Origin of the sequence: Methylobacterium sp., from assembly GCF_019750675.1 — a bacterium.
Taxonomy (GTDB): domain Bacteria; phylum Pseudomonadota; class Alphaproteobacteria; order Rhizobiales; family Beijerinckiaceae; genus Methylobacterium.
This window is the reverse complement of record NZ_JAIEOF010000425.1, coordinates 1-12,462: the sequence shown is the minus strand read 5'-3', so window position 1 is coordinate 12,462 and position 12,462 is coordinate 1. Positions and strand designations below refer to the sequence as shown.

Sequence of the window (12,462 nt, the reverse complement as noted above, 5' to 3'; positions counted from 1 at the left end):
TACGGCGGCATGGACGAGCCCGAGCTCAAGATCATCGACGTGTTCATCTGCAAGCTGCGCAAGAAGCTCGCCAACGCCTCCTCCGGCAAGAACTACATCGAGACCGTCTGGGGCCGCGGCTACGTGCTGCGCGAGCCCAACGAGGGCGAAGAACGCATCGCCGTCTGACTTCCCCGAAGCAGACGACGTAACGGCCCCGCAGCAGCGGGGCCTTTTTCGTTTGGCGCCCTGGTTCGCATCGGCGCCGCCGGTCCCGCGACATCGCACGGGTCGGGGCGCGCCGAGATGCGCGACCCGGGAAACGCCCCGTGCCGCGCATCCTTCGCGAATCGCGATCCCTTCAGAGACCGACCACCCTGCGCAGGCCCGGGTCGGTCGCGGGCAGGCCCGGCAGCACGCGCACCGCAGGGGCGCGGGCGGCGGCGGGCGCCTGCACGTAGAGGCCCCGGTGCTGGGCGTTCGGGACCAGCTTCTCGGTCAGGCCGATCACGGTCTCGGCTGCGCCCAGCAGCAGGGCTCCGTCCGGCGCCAGGCTGGCGCTGAGGCGGGCCAGCACGTCGCCCTTCGTCGGCGCGTCGAAATAGATCAGCACGTTCCGGCAGTAGATGATGTCGAAGGTGCCCAGGGCATCGAAGGGATGCAGCAGGTTGAGGGGGCGGTAATCCACCATCTGCCGCAGGCTGGCGGAAATCCGCCACTGCTCGCCCGTCTGCTCGAAGTGCTTGATCAGCGACTGCACCGGCAGGCCGCGCTGCACCTCGAAGTGGCTGTAGAGCCCGGCCTTGGCCTTCTCGAGGACCTCGGTCGAAAGGTCCGTGGCCACGAGGTCGACATGCCACCCCGCCAGCCGCGCGGCGGCGTCCTGCAGCATCATCGCCAGGGAATAGGGCTCCTGGCCGGTGGAGGCGGCCGCGCACCAGATGCGCAGGCGGCGCTGCGTCGCCCGGCGGGCCATGGCCTCCGGCAGCAGCACGTCGCGGAACAGGTCGAAGGGCGTGCGGTCGCGGAAGAAGAACGTCTCGTTGGTGGTCATCGCCTCGACCACCGCCCGTTCCAGGGCGAGGTCGCGGCTGCCCTTGAGGGCGGTCACCAGGGCGCCGAGGCCCGCGAGGTTGAAGCGCCGGCAGACGGGGCCGAGCCGGCTCTCGATGAGGTAGCGCTTCTCCGCGCTGAGCGCGAGGCCCGAGCGGGTCTTGAGATAGCTGCGCAGAAAGTCGAACTCGAGTTCGGTCATGCGCCCTGTCCCGTCAGTAGATTGCGTAGCGCGGGACCGATCTCGGCCAGCGGTAGGATCGCCTGGGCGAGGCCCGCCTTGGCGATGCTGCCGGGCATGCCCCAGACCGTGCTGGTGGCTTCGTCCTGCGCGAGCACCGCCGCCCCGGCCTCCACGAGCGCCCGGGCGCCCCCGGTGCCGTCCGATCCCATCCCGGTGAGCACCACCGCGAGGGCGGAAGCCCCGAAGATCGCGGCCGCGTCCTGGAACAGCACGTCCACGGCGGGCCGGCAGAAATTGACCACCGGTCCGTCGTGCAGCCGAATCGTCACGTCCTGGCGCGCACCGCCGAGGCCCATGTGCCGCCCGCCGGGCGCCACGTAGATGCGCCCGGGCTGAAGGCGCTCGTCGGCCTTGCCCTCGGCCGCCGGCAGGCCGGTGCGGGCGCCGAGATGCTCGGCGAACACGGCGGTGAAGACGGGCGGCATGTGCTGCACGATGAGCACGGGAAACTGACGCAGCGTGGCGCTGCCGATCTTTTCGAGGACCTCGCCGACGGCGCGGGGACCGCCCGTCGAGGCGCCGATCAGCAGGACCCGGGGCGCGATGCCGGTGCGCGCCTTCGGGCGCAGAACCAGCGGCGCCGTCGGCCGCAGGGCCGAGACGGGGGCCGGGGCGGGCGTGCCGTGGCTCACCGGCGCGACCGATATGGCGGGGCCGCGCTTGCGGGCCCGGGCGGAGCCGAACAGGCGGACGCGCTCGATCAGGTCCGTGCGGAACGCGTCCGAGGTGGTCACGCCCCGGTTGCTCTCGGGTTTCGGGATGTAGTCGACGGCCCCGAGGGCGAGGCAGCGGAGCGAGATGTCGGCGTTCCGCGTGGTCAGCGTCGACATCATGATGACCTGGACGCCGGGGCTCTTGGCGAGCAGCAGCGGCAGGGCCTGGGTGCCGTCGAGTTCCGGCATGTCGATGTCGAGCAGGATCACGTCGGGGTCGTGCCGCGACATCGATTCCAGGGCGATCCGGCCGTTGGAGGCGGTGGCCACGACCTCATGGCCCGCTTCGGCGATCCAGCGGGCGACCAGTCCGCGCACCACCGCGGAATCGTCCGCGATGAGGACACGGACGCGGTGCCCCGCCGGGGATTGCCCCGCATGGCCCGTCGCGTAGTTCGGAACTGGGGCAGCCATCATGAACGGGTTCACGCTTCGGGCGACGCGGAGAATGAGTGAGCGAGGCGTGCGGGACCGGACCTGTCGCGGTCCCGCAACTCCGCGTCAGGCGGCGTCGGCTTCGCCGTGGAAGCCGACCTGGGCGAGCTTCGCCGTGACGATGTCACGGTCGAAGGGCTTCATGATGTACTCGTCGGCGCCGGCATGCAGCGCCCGCGCGATGGCGCCGACATCGTTCTCGGTGGTGCAGAACAGCACCTTCGGCTTCTCGCCGCCCGGTGCCTTCCGAAGTGCCCGGAGGAAGTCGTAACCGTCCATGGTCGGCATGTTCCAGTCGAGCAGGATGGCGTCCGGCATGGTCTCGCCGCAGGCGGTGAGCGCCTTCTCGCCGTCCTCGGCTTCGCCGACCTTGAAGTTCATGGTCTCGAAGATCCGGCGGGCCACCTTCCGGATCACGGCGGAATCATCGACGATGAGACAGGTCTTCATCATTCCCACTCCCTCTTCAGGCGGCGCCGGCGGTGCGGGTGTTCGTACCGAAGGCCAGGAGGGCGTCCACGTCGAGGATGACGAGGAGACGGCCGTCCAGGCGGTGGACGCCGAGCGTCAGGTCGCGCCAGCGCGCATCCAGGTTGATCGGCACGGGTTCGTGGGTATCGGCGCCGAGCTTGAGCACTTCGCCGACGCCGTCGACGATCAGCGCGAAGGTCTCGCCGCCCTGCTCCAACCCGATCGCCATCTGGGCACCCTCCCCCGTGCGGGGGCCCATGCTGAGCCGGCGGCGCAGGCAGAGCGCGGTGACGACGCGCCCGCGCAGGTTGAGGAGGCCGACGATCTCCGGCGGCGCCAGGGGCACCGGCGTGACGCCGGCCGGGATGAAAACGTCGTGGACCCGGTCGATGGCCAGCCCGAACATGGTCTCGCCGACGAAGACGGTGACGAAATCGTGGGTGGCGAGGGTGTCGGTGGCGTTGCTGTTGGCGGCCTGCATCATGGTCGGGGATTCCGGGAAGGGGACGGGCCGATCAGGCGGCGGCGGCGAGGCGGGTGGTGTCGAGTTCGGACAGGGCCGCGATCAGGCCGCTGCGGTCGAACTTGGCCACGAGGTCGGCGATGCCGAGGGCGCGCGCGCGCTCGATGGCTTCGGGTCCGATCGTACCCGTCAGGGCGACGACCGGCAGGGCCGCGACGCGTCCCTCGACCCGCCGCATGGCACCGACGAGGTCGAAGCCGTTGCGGCCCGGCATCTCGAGATCGCAGACGACGAGGTCGATGCGGCCGTTGCTCAGCAGGGTCGCCACCGCTTCGTCCGCGCTCGCCGCCGTGACGACGTTGTAGCCGGCGGCCTTGAGCACGGGGGTCAGCATGTCCCGGAAGAAGGCCGAGTCGTCCACGAGGAGCAGGGTGGAGCCGCGCTTGTCCGCCTTCTTGGGCCCGCGCGCCCAGTCGTCGTAGGCCAGCGGCAGGAAGTGCGCGATGTTGATGATCTCGGTGGCGCGGCCGCGCAGCACGGCGGAACCGATGAGGTCGGACCGGTCGGCCGAGATCTCCACGTCGAGGCGCTCCTCGACGATGTCGACGATCTCGTCCACCACGAGGCCCATGGCGCGCTCGCCGTCCGAGAACACCACCAGCGCCTGTTTGCCGGTGTTGCGGATTTCGATCGAGGGATCGGCGGGAACGAGCGGCATCAGGCGACCGCGATACTGGATCAGCGGACGGCCGCCGACCCACTCGACCTTCTCCGATTCGATCTCCTCAAGGCGGGTGACGAGGGAGAGCGGAACCGCCTTGTAGCTGCCCTTGCCGCCCTTGAAGACGAGGAGCGTCGCCTTGGCGTCCGCCGCCTCGATCTCCTCGGCCTCGGCCTCCACGGGCACGCCGCCCGATTGCGAGCCCTGGCTGACGTGCTGGGCGATGCCGTTCGGATCGACGATGAGCACCACGGCGCCGTCGCCCAGGATGGTGTTGCCGGCGAACAGCGGCAGGTGGCGCAGCTTCGAGGACATCGGCTTCACGACGATCTCCTCCGTGTGGAAGACCTCGTCCACGAGGATGCCGAAGCGCTGGCGCCCGACCTGGGCCACCACGACGAAGCCGGAATCGACGGCATCGGCGGCCTGATCCTGGCCGAGCACGCCCGTGAGGGTGACGATGGGCAGGAGGCGCTCGCGCAGGCGCAGGACCGGCGAGCCGTTGATGCGCTCGACCTTCTGGGCCGTCGCCTTGTCGACACGCACCAGTTCCAGCACGGCCACCTGCGGCACCGCGAAGCGCTGCGCGCCCGCCTTGACGATGAGGGCGGCGATGATCGCCAGGGTGAGCGGGATCTTGATGGTGAAGGTGGTGCCGCGCCCGAGCTGCGTGTTGATGTCGATGACACCGCCGATGAGCTCGATGTTGGTCTTGACCACGTCCATGCCGACACCGCGGCCCGAGACCGAGGTGATGGCCGCCGCCGTCGAAAAGCCGGGGTGGAAGATGAACTTCGCCACCTGGGCGTCGGTCATCCGCTCGACCTCGGCCTGGCTCGCGACCTTGCGCTCCACGGCCTTGCGGCGGATCGCTGCGAGATCCAGGCCCTTGCCGTCGTCGGCGATCTCGATCGTGATCGTGCCGCCCTCGTGATAGGCGGAGAGCCGGATGGTGCCGCGCGCCGGCTTGCCGGCCGCCTTGCGGTCGGCCGACGACTCGATGCCGTGGTCGGCGGAGTTGCGCACCATGTGGGTGAGCGGGTCCTTGATGACCTCGAGGACCTGGCGGTCGAGCTCGGTCTCGGCGCCGCTCATCACGAGCTCGATCTGCTTGCCGAGTTCCGAGGACAGGTCGCGGACCACCCGGGGCAGCTTCTGCCAGGCGTTGCCGATCGGCTGCATACGGGTCTTCATGACCCCTTCCTGCAGCTCGGCGGTCACGTGGCTGAGGCGCTGCAGCGGCACCTTGTAGGTGGAATCGTCGTGGCGGCGGGCGATCTCGAGGAGCTGGTTGCGGGTCAGCACCAGCTCGGACACCATCGTCATGAGGTGTTCGAGGGTGTCGACGTTCACGCGGATCGTCTGGACCTTCGCGACCCCGCCTTCGCCCTCCGGGGTGGCGGGCGCGTCGGCAGCCTTCGCCGTGTCCCGAGCCCGGGCGGGGACCGGCGCCTCGGGCTCGACGGCGACGGGCGCCGCCGGCATCGGCTCGGGGGCGGGCGCCACGGGCGCGTCGAAGGGGTCCGGACCCTCGGCCTCCATGAAGGCGCGCTCCAGATCCTCCAGGCTGACCTCGCCCGGCTTGAGCTCGCGGGACACGGGCTCGGGAAGCCTGATCTCGGCCACGGCTGCGGGCGCCGCCACCGGCGTGGCGGCCATCACCTCGAGGGCGCCGATCAGGTCGTCGTCGCTTCCGGTGGGCTCGGAACCGGTGGCCTCCAGATCGCCGAGGATCGCCTTCAGGCGATCGAGGGTCACGAGGATCAGACTGACGGCCGGGCCGGTCACCGGCATGCCGTCGCGGAACTGCCCCATCAGGGTTTCGGCGGCGTGCGCCAGAGCTTCCAGACGCGGAAGACCGAGGAACCCGCAGGTGCCCTTGATGGTGTGGACGAGCCGGAAGATGTTCCGCAGGATCGTCTGGTTGTTGGGATCCTGCTCGAATCGGACGAGCTCGGCATCGACGGTATCGAGATGCTCGGCACTCTCGGTCAGGAACTCACGCAACAAGTCGTCCATGAGAGGCACTCGGTCCATACGCGCACTACAGTCTGTGCAATGGGACCTTGTGGGCGAACCGGTTAGGGAAGAGTTTCACGGTCGCCAATAAAGCGGGAGACAGCATAGATCCTCGCCGAACTCCCGCGATCCGCTCAGGCGAGCGCGGTTTCCGGCGGTTCGGAATCCGAGGGGCGGTCCGCCTCGGGACCGGCATCGGCCGGCGGCGCTGCGGGAATCGCCGCGGCGGTGGGGGTGGCCTCGATCGTCACCGTGTCGCCCTCGATGGAGAAGCGCACGTCCATGGCCGCCGCACGAGCGACGAGGCCGGCATAGAACGGCAGGATGCCGTGGGCGTCGACGCTGCCGGTCTCGGGTGTGCCGGCGATCAGGGATTCCACGTGGGCGGGGATGCGGGCATGCGAGCCCTTGCTCTTCAGGGTCAGGGTCGGCGCCTCGCCGTCACCCTGGACCTTGACGTCGATCAGGCCACCGCGCGGGATCGCGCTCTGGGCAATCATCACGAGGTTGAGGAGGAGCTTGACCTTGTTCTTCGGGAAGAGTGCCTGGGGGGCGCTCCAGGCGAGCTGCGTCTTGTCGTCGACGAACATGCCGCGCGAGACCTTCTCGGCATCGGCCACGTCGATGGACGCGCCGGCCGATCCGGCGGCGCCGAAGGCGATCCGCGCGAATTGCAGGCGGGCGGAGGCTTGGCGGGCGCTCTTGGCGATCAACTCCAGGGCGAATTCCCGCATCGAGGTGTCGCTTTCGTCCTCCAGGACCTCCAGGCCGTTCACGATCGCGCCCACCGGGCTGATCACGTCGTGGCAGACCCGCGAGCACAGGAGGGCGGAAAGGTCGAGGGCGTCGAGATCGAGGGGGGTCATGAAGCGCTCCGCGCAGGCGTTTTTCGGGCCGCGTCCGGTCGTGTACGGCACCGATAGACGGCGCCGATTGCTTTGAAAAGCGTCCGGACCGCCCGAGATCCGGGTCGACAAGGTCCGACGAGACAGGCATTCTCATCGAGAATATGTCGATAGATGCGCCCACCCGCGACCGTATTGCGACCGCCCTGATGGAGATTGCCTGCCGCGCGGGCGAGATCCTGAAGCGACATCACGGCGGCGACTGCCCGCACGTGATCAAGCCGGACGGCTCGCCGGCAAGTCAGGCCGACGCGGAATCCGAGGCCTTCATCCTCGCCGAACTCGATCGCCGCTGGCCGGAGATACCGGTCATCGCGGAAGAATCCTCCTACGATCATCCCCCCGCGCCGCTTTTCTTCCTCGTCGACCCCCTCGACGGGACGCGTGACTTCCTGGCCGGAAATCCGGAGTACAGCGTGAATATCGGCCTGATCGCCGGTGACCGGCCGGTCGCGGCCGCTCTGGCCGCCCCCGGGCTCGGGCGGGTCTGGGGTGCAGGCGCGCGGGCGTTCGAGGCCAGCGTGTCGGATGGGCGTCCCGGCGCCCTGGCGCCGATCGCGGTGCGGCCGCGGCCGGATGCGGGCCTCGTCGCCCTGACCAGCAACCGCCACTGCGATCACGAAACCGAGCTCTGTCTCGAGGCGCTCAAGATCGGCGCCACCCGATCGGCGGCCTCCGCCCTGAAGTTCTGCCTGATCGCGGCCGGCGAGGCCGACATCTACGTGCGCTGCGGACCGACGATGGAGTGGGACACGGCGGCCGGCGACCACATTCTCACCGTGGCCGGCGGCTGCGTCGTGGCGCCGGCCGGGCGCCCGATGACCTACGGGCACTACACGCGCCACTATCGCAATGGCCCCTTCGCGGCCCTCGGCCACGCGGGCTACGCGGACGACCTCGTTTTGCCCGACCGGAGCCCGGCCGCACGTGGCGCTCGGCATGCCGTGGGCAGCGAGAGCCCGGTCAGCGCCTGAACGGCATTGCCGGGCGCGAACGCCCCCAACACTTGCTCCCGCGTCATCCGCCGAAAAGCGCACCGGTTCGGCGAAAGATCCCTAATCCGGAAAATCCCGCTCGATCTGGTCCCGCAGATCCGGCCAGCGCCGTTCCGCCCGATCGGCCAAGGCGGGCTCCGCCGACAGGCGCGCCCGGTGCTCGGCGCTGCGCAGCAGATACAGCCGGGCAAGCCCCTCTCCGTCCGGCAGGCAGACGAAGATCGACGGATCGGTGTCCACGAGCCGGCCGCTCAGGACGCCGATCGGGTCGAACCCGCCGAGGCGTGGCGCGTAGCGGACGGGATCGCCCCGAAAGGCCGCCTGGTTGGCGGCACGTGCGAAGCGCCAGGTTCGCCCGCCCCAGGCGACCTCGAAGGCTACCTGCCCGGGTTCGGGCGCGCCCAGAAAGTAGCTCACCGGATCGAAGCCCTCCAGAGCGATCGGGCCGGGCGGCCGGGCGAGGAGGCTCGTCGCGCGCGCGGCCGTCGCTGTCGAGGCGGCGGCGAGGATCAGCAGGTGACGGCGCGTTAACCACATCTTGCTTTGTTTCGGTCGAGGATGGCGGGGTATGCCGGCGCACGGCCGGCGCTGGCGCCGGGGGTTAGCCTGTCTGGTGGCTGCCGATCCGACAGTCCTAGACCGACGCGCGTTAGCGCGACGCTAGCGGGGCATCGAACAGTCCGAGGTCACGAGGAGGAACGAGGCATGTCGTCGAACATCCGGGGCGCCCGATCCGCGTCCGCCGTCCCGACCCGCCGCGCGATGCTGGCCGGCCTCGCGGGCACGCTGCTCATCGGTCTCTCGGCACGGGCCGTCGAGGCGGTGGAGGGCCGGCCCGGCACCTTCCGGCCGGAAGAACTCGTCGACAACGGCCATCGCTTCTTCGGCTCGATGTCGCGCGGCCTCGCCCAACTCGTCGAGGAAGCGACGCGCCGGTGGGGCGAACCCAACGGCTACATCCTCGGACAGGAGGCGTCCGGGGCCATCGTGGGCGGCGTCCGCTACGGGGAGGGCACGCTCTACACGCGCAATGCCGGCCAGCGCCGGATCTACTGGCAGGGTCCCTCGATCGGCTTCGACGTCGGCGGCGACGGCGACCGCACCATGATGCTGATCTACAACCTGCCCAGCGTCGCCGGACTCTACCGACGCTTCGGCGGCGTCGACGGCTCGGCCTATCTCGTCGGCGGCTTCGGCATGACCGCGGTCACCGCCAACAACGTCGTGGTCGTGCCGATTCGGACCGGCGTCGGCGCCCGGCTCGGCATCAATATCGGCTACCTGAAGTTTACCGACCGCCCAACCTGGAATCCGTTCTGACCCGCAGGCTTTCCGCGCGGCCGCGCCTTTTGCCGGGCCGGTGTGCCTTGCCCAATTAACCCGGAAATGGGCTAAACAGGGCGTGAGACGGCTGGCGCCGCACGCGCATGCGGCTGCGTCCCGCCTCCGGTCTGTGACCCATCTCCGGCGTCTTGGAAGAGCTTGCCCGCGTGATCGAATCCGTCATGATCTTCGTCCTCGGCTTCCTGGCCGCGAGCCTCTGCGGCCTGCTGCTGCTGCCGGCGGTGAACGCGCGGGCGGCTCGCCTGTCACGGCGGCGGATCGAGTCGCGCCTGCCCCTCTCCCTGTCCGAGGTCGCCGCCGAGAAGGATTACCTGCGGGCGCAGTTCGCCGTCACGCAGCGCCGCCTGGAGCGGCGCGTCGAGGCGGTGACGGCCCACCGCCACGCGGACCTCGCGGCCATCGGCGCCCGGACCCTGGAAGCCGCGGCACTGGCCCGGACGGTGGAGGATCGCGACGCCACCCTGCGGGAGCGCGAGGCGGCGATGTCCGCCACGCGCGCGACCCTGAGCGCCGTCGAGCGCGACCTCGAGCGGGTTCGCCAGGACGCGGCGATCGAGGCTGCGACGCTCCAGGTGCTGGAGGAGGCGCATCGCGAGGTGCTCGACGACCTGTTCGCGGCGCGGGACGCGCAGGCTCCGCTGCAGGAGCGACCCGCCCAGGGGGCCGCGCAATCCGGCGTTCCGGATCTCACCGCCGCCCTGGTGGCCGAGCGCGAGACCCTGCGGGCCAGCCTTGCCGCCGCGGAGGAGGCCCTGGCCGAGGTCATGGCGCGCCGCGAAGGCGAGGCGGCCGATCTGCGCCGTCGGATCTCCGATGTCGCCGACAGCCTGCTGCAGCGCGAGCGCCTGCCGCCGGCGACCGCCTTTCCGCTTCCCGCGCAACCGAATTGAGATCCGCGCGTCATTGATCGCGTGATGTGCGGCGGAGTACGCCGCGCACGTTGCACGAAGCCGAGAGCGCGGCGTAGAAGGCGCCCTGACCATGCGGTGACCATCCGCGCGCCATGTTTCGACCATGTCGGCGCTTCATCGGATCGCCCATTCCCTGTTTCACGAGACGGACTGCGCCCATAATGGCCCTCAAGCTTACGTCGCTCGCCTTCGCTCTCGCCGCAACGGCGTCCGTTGCGGTCGCGCCTGCCCTGGCCCAGCCGGCGGCTCAGCCGTCGGGCGGGGCCGCGCAGCAGACCAAGCGCGGCAACGAGACCCTGAAGAAGTACTGCACCGGCGATTACCTCACCTATTGCGGCAACCTCGCCACGGACGACCCGGCCCTGGACAAGTGCTTCCAGACCAACTGGACGAAGCTCTCCGAGAATTGCCGTCGCGCTATCGACGTCTACCAGAAGACGGACGGTAAGAAGAAGGGCTGAGGCTCCGCGGCGACGACGCGGGACAGCGTGGCAGTTCGGCTCGCTTCGCGCGTCCGCAACGGCTATGCTCCCGCCGATCGAATGCCGGACCGCAAGCGTTGATGTTCCTCCGTTCCCGTCATCTTCCCGCGGTCGCCGCGATCGGTCTCGTCGCGCTCGCCACCTCCGGCTGCGGACGGCGTGGCGCCCTCGAGCCGCCACCGGGCACGGAGGCCGCGCGCGCGGTGGCGCGTCCCGGCCTTCCGGGTCTGGCCAGCCCCCGTGCCCTGCCCCAGAGCGTAGGCCTCGGCGGCGAAACGGCGGCCCCGTCCCCCGACGCCGTGCGCAGCGGCGATGAACTCGACACGCTCGCTGTGCCCGGCTCCGGGGCCGAACCGGCGGTGAAGACCACGCGCGGCGCCAAGCGGGGCTACGTGATTCCAAAACAGCCTTTCCTGCTCGATCCGCTGCTGTAGAAGCGGGGCGCGAACATTCTCGAGGCCCGTGCACGCTCCCGTGCGAAGGCTCGCAGGCAGGCCGATGCACCATTTCCAGTATCGCGACGGACGTCTCCAGGCGGAGGACGTCGATCTGGCGGACCTCGCCGAGCGGGTGGGCACGCCCTTCTACTGCTACGCGACCGCGACGCTGGAGCGCCATTACGGCGTCTTCGCCGAGGCGTTTGGCGGGGACGACGCCCTCGTCTGCTACGCCATGAAGGCGAATTCGAACCAGGCCGTGCTGACGACGCTGGCGCGCCTCGGCGCCGGCATGGACATCGTCTCAGAGGGTGAGTTACGCCGGGCCCTCGCGGCCGGCGTCGATCCGCAGCGCATCGTTTTCTCGGGCGTCGGCAAGACGCGCTCCGAGATGGCCGCCGCCCTCAAGGCCGGGATCTACTGCTTCAACGTCGAGAGCGAGCCTGAACTCGCCGAACTCTCCGCCGTCGCCACCAGCGTGGGGATGACGGCCCCGATCTCGATCCGGGTCAATCCCGACGTCGATGCCGGGACGCACGCCAAGATCTCGACGGGCAAGTCGGAGAACAAGTTCGGCATTCCGATCGGCCGCGCTCCGGCGGTCTACGCCCAGGCCGCGCAGTTGCCGGGCCTCGCGGTCACCGGCGTCGACATGCATATCGGAAGTCAGATCACGGATCTGGCGCCCTTCGATCACGCGGCGGGTCTCCTCGCCGGGCTCGCCCGCGACCTGATGGCGGCCGGCCACGCCCTGCACCACATCGACTTCGGCGGTGGGCTCGGCATCCCCTACCGTGACGACAACGCCCCGCCCCCGGAGCCGGCCGCCCTGTCTGCGATCCTGCGTCCGCACTTCGCCCCCCTGGGGTTGCGCCCGGTCTTCGAGATCGGCCGGATGATCGCCGGAAATGCCGGTATCCTGGTGACGCGCGTGATCTACGTGAAACGCACCGAGGGGCGGACCTTCGTCATCGTGGACGCGGCGATGAACGACCTCATCCGCCCGACGCTGTATGACGCCTACCATGCCCTGAGACCTGTCCGGGAGCCCGGCCACGAGACGCCCCGGATCGTCGCCGACGTCGTCGGCCCGGTCTGCGAGAGCGGCGACTACATCGCCCTCGGCCGCGAGATGGCGGAGGTCGCATCCGGGGACCTGATCGCGGTGATGAGCGCCGGCGCCTATGGGGCCGTCCAGGCCGGCACCTACAACACCCGGCCGCTGGTGCCCGAAGTGCTGGTGCGGGGGGCGGACCATGCCGTCGTCCGTCCGCGCCAGACCTACGAGGA

At 70.0% G+C, this 12,462-nt stretch carries 14 protein-coding genes; 7 read left to right on the top strand and 7 right to left on the bottom strand.

Annotation, left to right across the window (positions count from 1 at the left end; translation table 11 throughout):
* Window positions 1-168: helix-turn-helix domain-containing protein (locus tag K2X24_RS22395; RefSeq protein ID WP_292501265.1), on the top strand; the 168-nt coding region annotated here is incomplete at its 5' end.
* Window positions 169-340: 172 nt separating this feature from the next.
* On the opposite strand, the gene K2X24_RS22390 is transcribed toward K2X24_RS22395, so the two are convergent.
* The 6 genes from K2X24_RS22390 to chpT all read right to left on the bottom strand — a co-directional run bounded on the left by K2X24_RS22390 (window position 341) and on the right by chpT (window position 6,964).
* Window positions 341-1,234 (bottom strand): protein-glutamate O-methyltransferase CheR, encoded by an 894-nt coding sequence (locus tag K2X24_RS22390; RefSeq protein ID WP_292501258.1) that lies wholly within the window; start codon window positions 1,232-1,234, stop codon window positions 341-343.
* A complete protein-coding gene (locus K2X24_RS22385; RefSeq protein WP_292501264.1) occupies window positions 1,231-2,403 on the bottom strand; it encodes a chemotaxis response regulator protein-glutamate methylesterase in 1,173 nt (390 codons plus the stop codon). Before K2X24_RS22385 ends, K2X24_RS22390 begins: the two co-directional genes overlap by 4 nt.
* Window positions 2,404-2,490: 87 nt before the next feature.
* Window positions 2,491-2,874: a response regulator gene (locus K2X24_RS22380; protein WP_292501263.1), complete on the bottom strand. Its 384-nt coding sequence runs from the start codon at window positions 2,872-2,874 to the stop codon at window positions 2,491-2,493.
* A gap of 16 nt (window positions 2,875-2,890) precedes the next feature.
* Window positions 2,891-3,376, bottom strand: a complete 486-nt coding sequence (locus K2X24_RS22375) for a chemotaxis protein CheW (protein WP_292501261.1) — start codon at window positions 3,374-3,376, stop codon at window positions 2,891-2,893.
* A gap of 34 nt (window positions 3,377-3,410) precedes the next feature.
* Complete coding sequence (locus tag K2X24_RS22370; protein WP_292501256.1) at window positions 3,411-6,098, bottom strand: hybrid sensor histidine kinase/response regulator; 2,688 nt, start codon at window positions 6,096-6,098, stop codon at window positions 3,411-3,413.
* 134 nt (window positions 6,099-6,232) lie between these two features.
* Window positions 6,233-6,964: a histidine phosphotransferase ChpT gene (gene chpT / locus K2X24_RS22365; protein ID WP_292501254.1), complete on the bottom strand. Its 732-nt coding sequence runs from the start codon at window positions 6,962-6,964 to the stop codon at window positions 6,233-6,235.
* A gap of 143 nt (window positions 6,965-7,107) precedes the next feature.
* Here chpT and K2X24_RS22360 point away from each other — a divergent pair, with 143 nt between their 5' ends.
* The gene (locus tag K2X24_RS22360; RefSeq protein ID WP_292501253.1) at window positions 7,108-7,977 is read left to right on the top strand and encodes a 3'(2'),5'-bisphosphate nucleotidase CysQ; all 870 of its coding nucleotides are present in this window, start codon (window positions 7,108-7,110) and stop codon (window positions 7,975-7,977) included.
* A gap of 81 nt (window positions 7,978-8,058) precedes the next feature.
* Here the strand turns inward: K2X24_RS22360 and K2X24_RS22355 are convergent, their stop codons facing one another.
* Complete coding sequence (locus K2X24_RS22355) at window positions 8,059-8,535, bottom strand: hypothetical protein (protein WP_292501251.1); 477 nt, start codon at window positions 8,533-8,535, stop codon at window positions 8,059-8,061.
* A 168-nt stretch (window positions 8,536-8,703) separates the two neighbouring features.
* Between K2X24_RS22355 and K2X24_RS22350 the strand changes: the two genes are divergently transcribed.
* The 5 genes from K2X24_RS22350 to lysA all read left to right on the top strand — a co-directional run.
* The gene (locus K2X24_RS22350) at window positions 8,704-9,318 is read left to right on the top strand and encodes a DUF1134 domain-containing protein (protein ID WP_292501249.1); all 615 of its coding nucleotides are present in this window, start codon (window positions 8,704-8,706) and stop codon (window positions 9,316-9,318) included.
* A gap of 170 nt (window positions 9,319-9,488) precedes the next feature.
* Complete coding sequence (locus K2X24_RS22345; RefSeq protein WP_292501247.1) at window positions 9,489-10,232, top strand: hypothetical protein; 744 nt, start codon at window positions 9,489-9,491, stop codon at window positions 10,230-10,232.
* Between the two features lie 182 nt (window positions 10,233-10,414).
* The gene (locus K2X24_RS22340; protein ID WP_292501245.1) at window positions 10,415-10,714 is read left to right on the top strand and encodes a 3',5'-cyclic-nucleotide phosphodiesterase; all 300 of its coding nucleotides are present in this window, start codon (window positions 10,415-10,417) and stop codon (window positions 10,712-10,714) included.
* A 101-nt stretch (window positions 10,715-10,815) separates the two neighbouring features.
* Entirely contained in the window at window positions 10,816-11,169 is a 354-nt protein-coding gene (locus K2X24_RS22335; protein ID WP_292501243.1) for a lipoprotein, read from the top strand.
* 64 nt (window positions 11,170-11,233) lie between these two features.
* On the top strand, window positions 11,234-12,462 hold a 1,229-nt coding region (gene lysA, locus K2X24_RS22330), incomplete at its 3' end, for a diaminopimelate decarboxylase (protein WP_292501241.1).

Excerpts from the sequence above, each read along its gene's own strand:
- K2X24_RS22340 (WP_292501245.1), top strand. The coding sequence starts at position 10,415 with ATGGCCCTCAAGCTTACGTCGCTCGCCTTCGCTCTCGCCGCAACGGCG.
- K2X24_RS22385 (WP_292501264.1), bottom strand. The coding sequence starts at position 2,403 with ATGGCTGCCCCAGTTCCGAACTACGCGACGGGCCATGCGGGGCAATCC.
- K2X24_RS22360 (WP_292501253.1), top strand. The coding sequence starts at position 7,108 with ATGTCGATAGATGCGCCCACCCGCGACCGTATTGCGACCGCCCTGATG.
- K2X24_RS22355 (WP_292501251.1), bottom strand. The coding sequence starts at position 8,535 with ATGTGGTTAACGCGCCGTCACCTGCTGATCCTCGCCGCCGCCTCGACA.
- K2X24_RS22370 (WP_292501256.1), bottom strand. The coding sequence starts at position 6,098 with ATGGACGACTTGTTGCGTGAGTTCCTGACCGAGAGTGCCGAGCATCTC.
- K2X24_RS22380 (WP_292501263.1), bottom strand. The coding sequence starts at position 2,874 with ATGAAGACCTGTCTCATCGTCGATGATTCCGCCGTGATCCGGAAGGTG.
- chpT (WP_292501254.1), bottom strand. The coding sequence starts at position 6,964 with ATGACCCCCCTCGATCTCGACGCCCTCGACCTTTCCGCCCTCCTGTGC.
- K2X24_RS22335 (WP_292501243.1), top strand. The coding sequence starts at position 10,816 with ATGTTCCTCCGTTCCCGTCATCTTCCCGCGGTCGCCGCGATCGGTCTC.
- K2X24_RS22390 (WP_292501258.1), bottom strand. The coding sequence starts at position 1,234 with ATGACCGAACTCGAGTTCGACTTTCTGCGCAGCTATCTCAAGACCCGC.
- K2X24_RS22375 (WP_292501261.1), bottom strand. The coding sequence starts at position 3,376 with ATGCAGGCCGCCAACAGCAACGCCACCGACACCCTCGCCACCCACGAT.
- K2X24_RS22350 (WP_292501249.1), top strand. The coding sequence starts at position 8,704 with ATGTCGTCGAACATCCGGGGCGCCCGATCCGCGTCCGCCGTCCCGACC.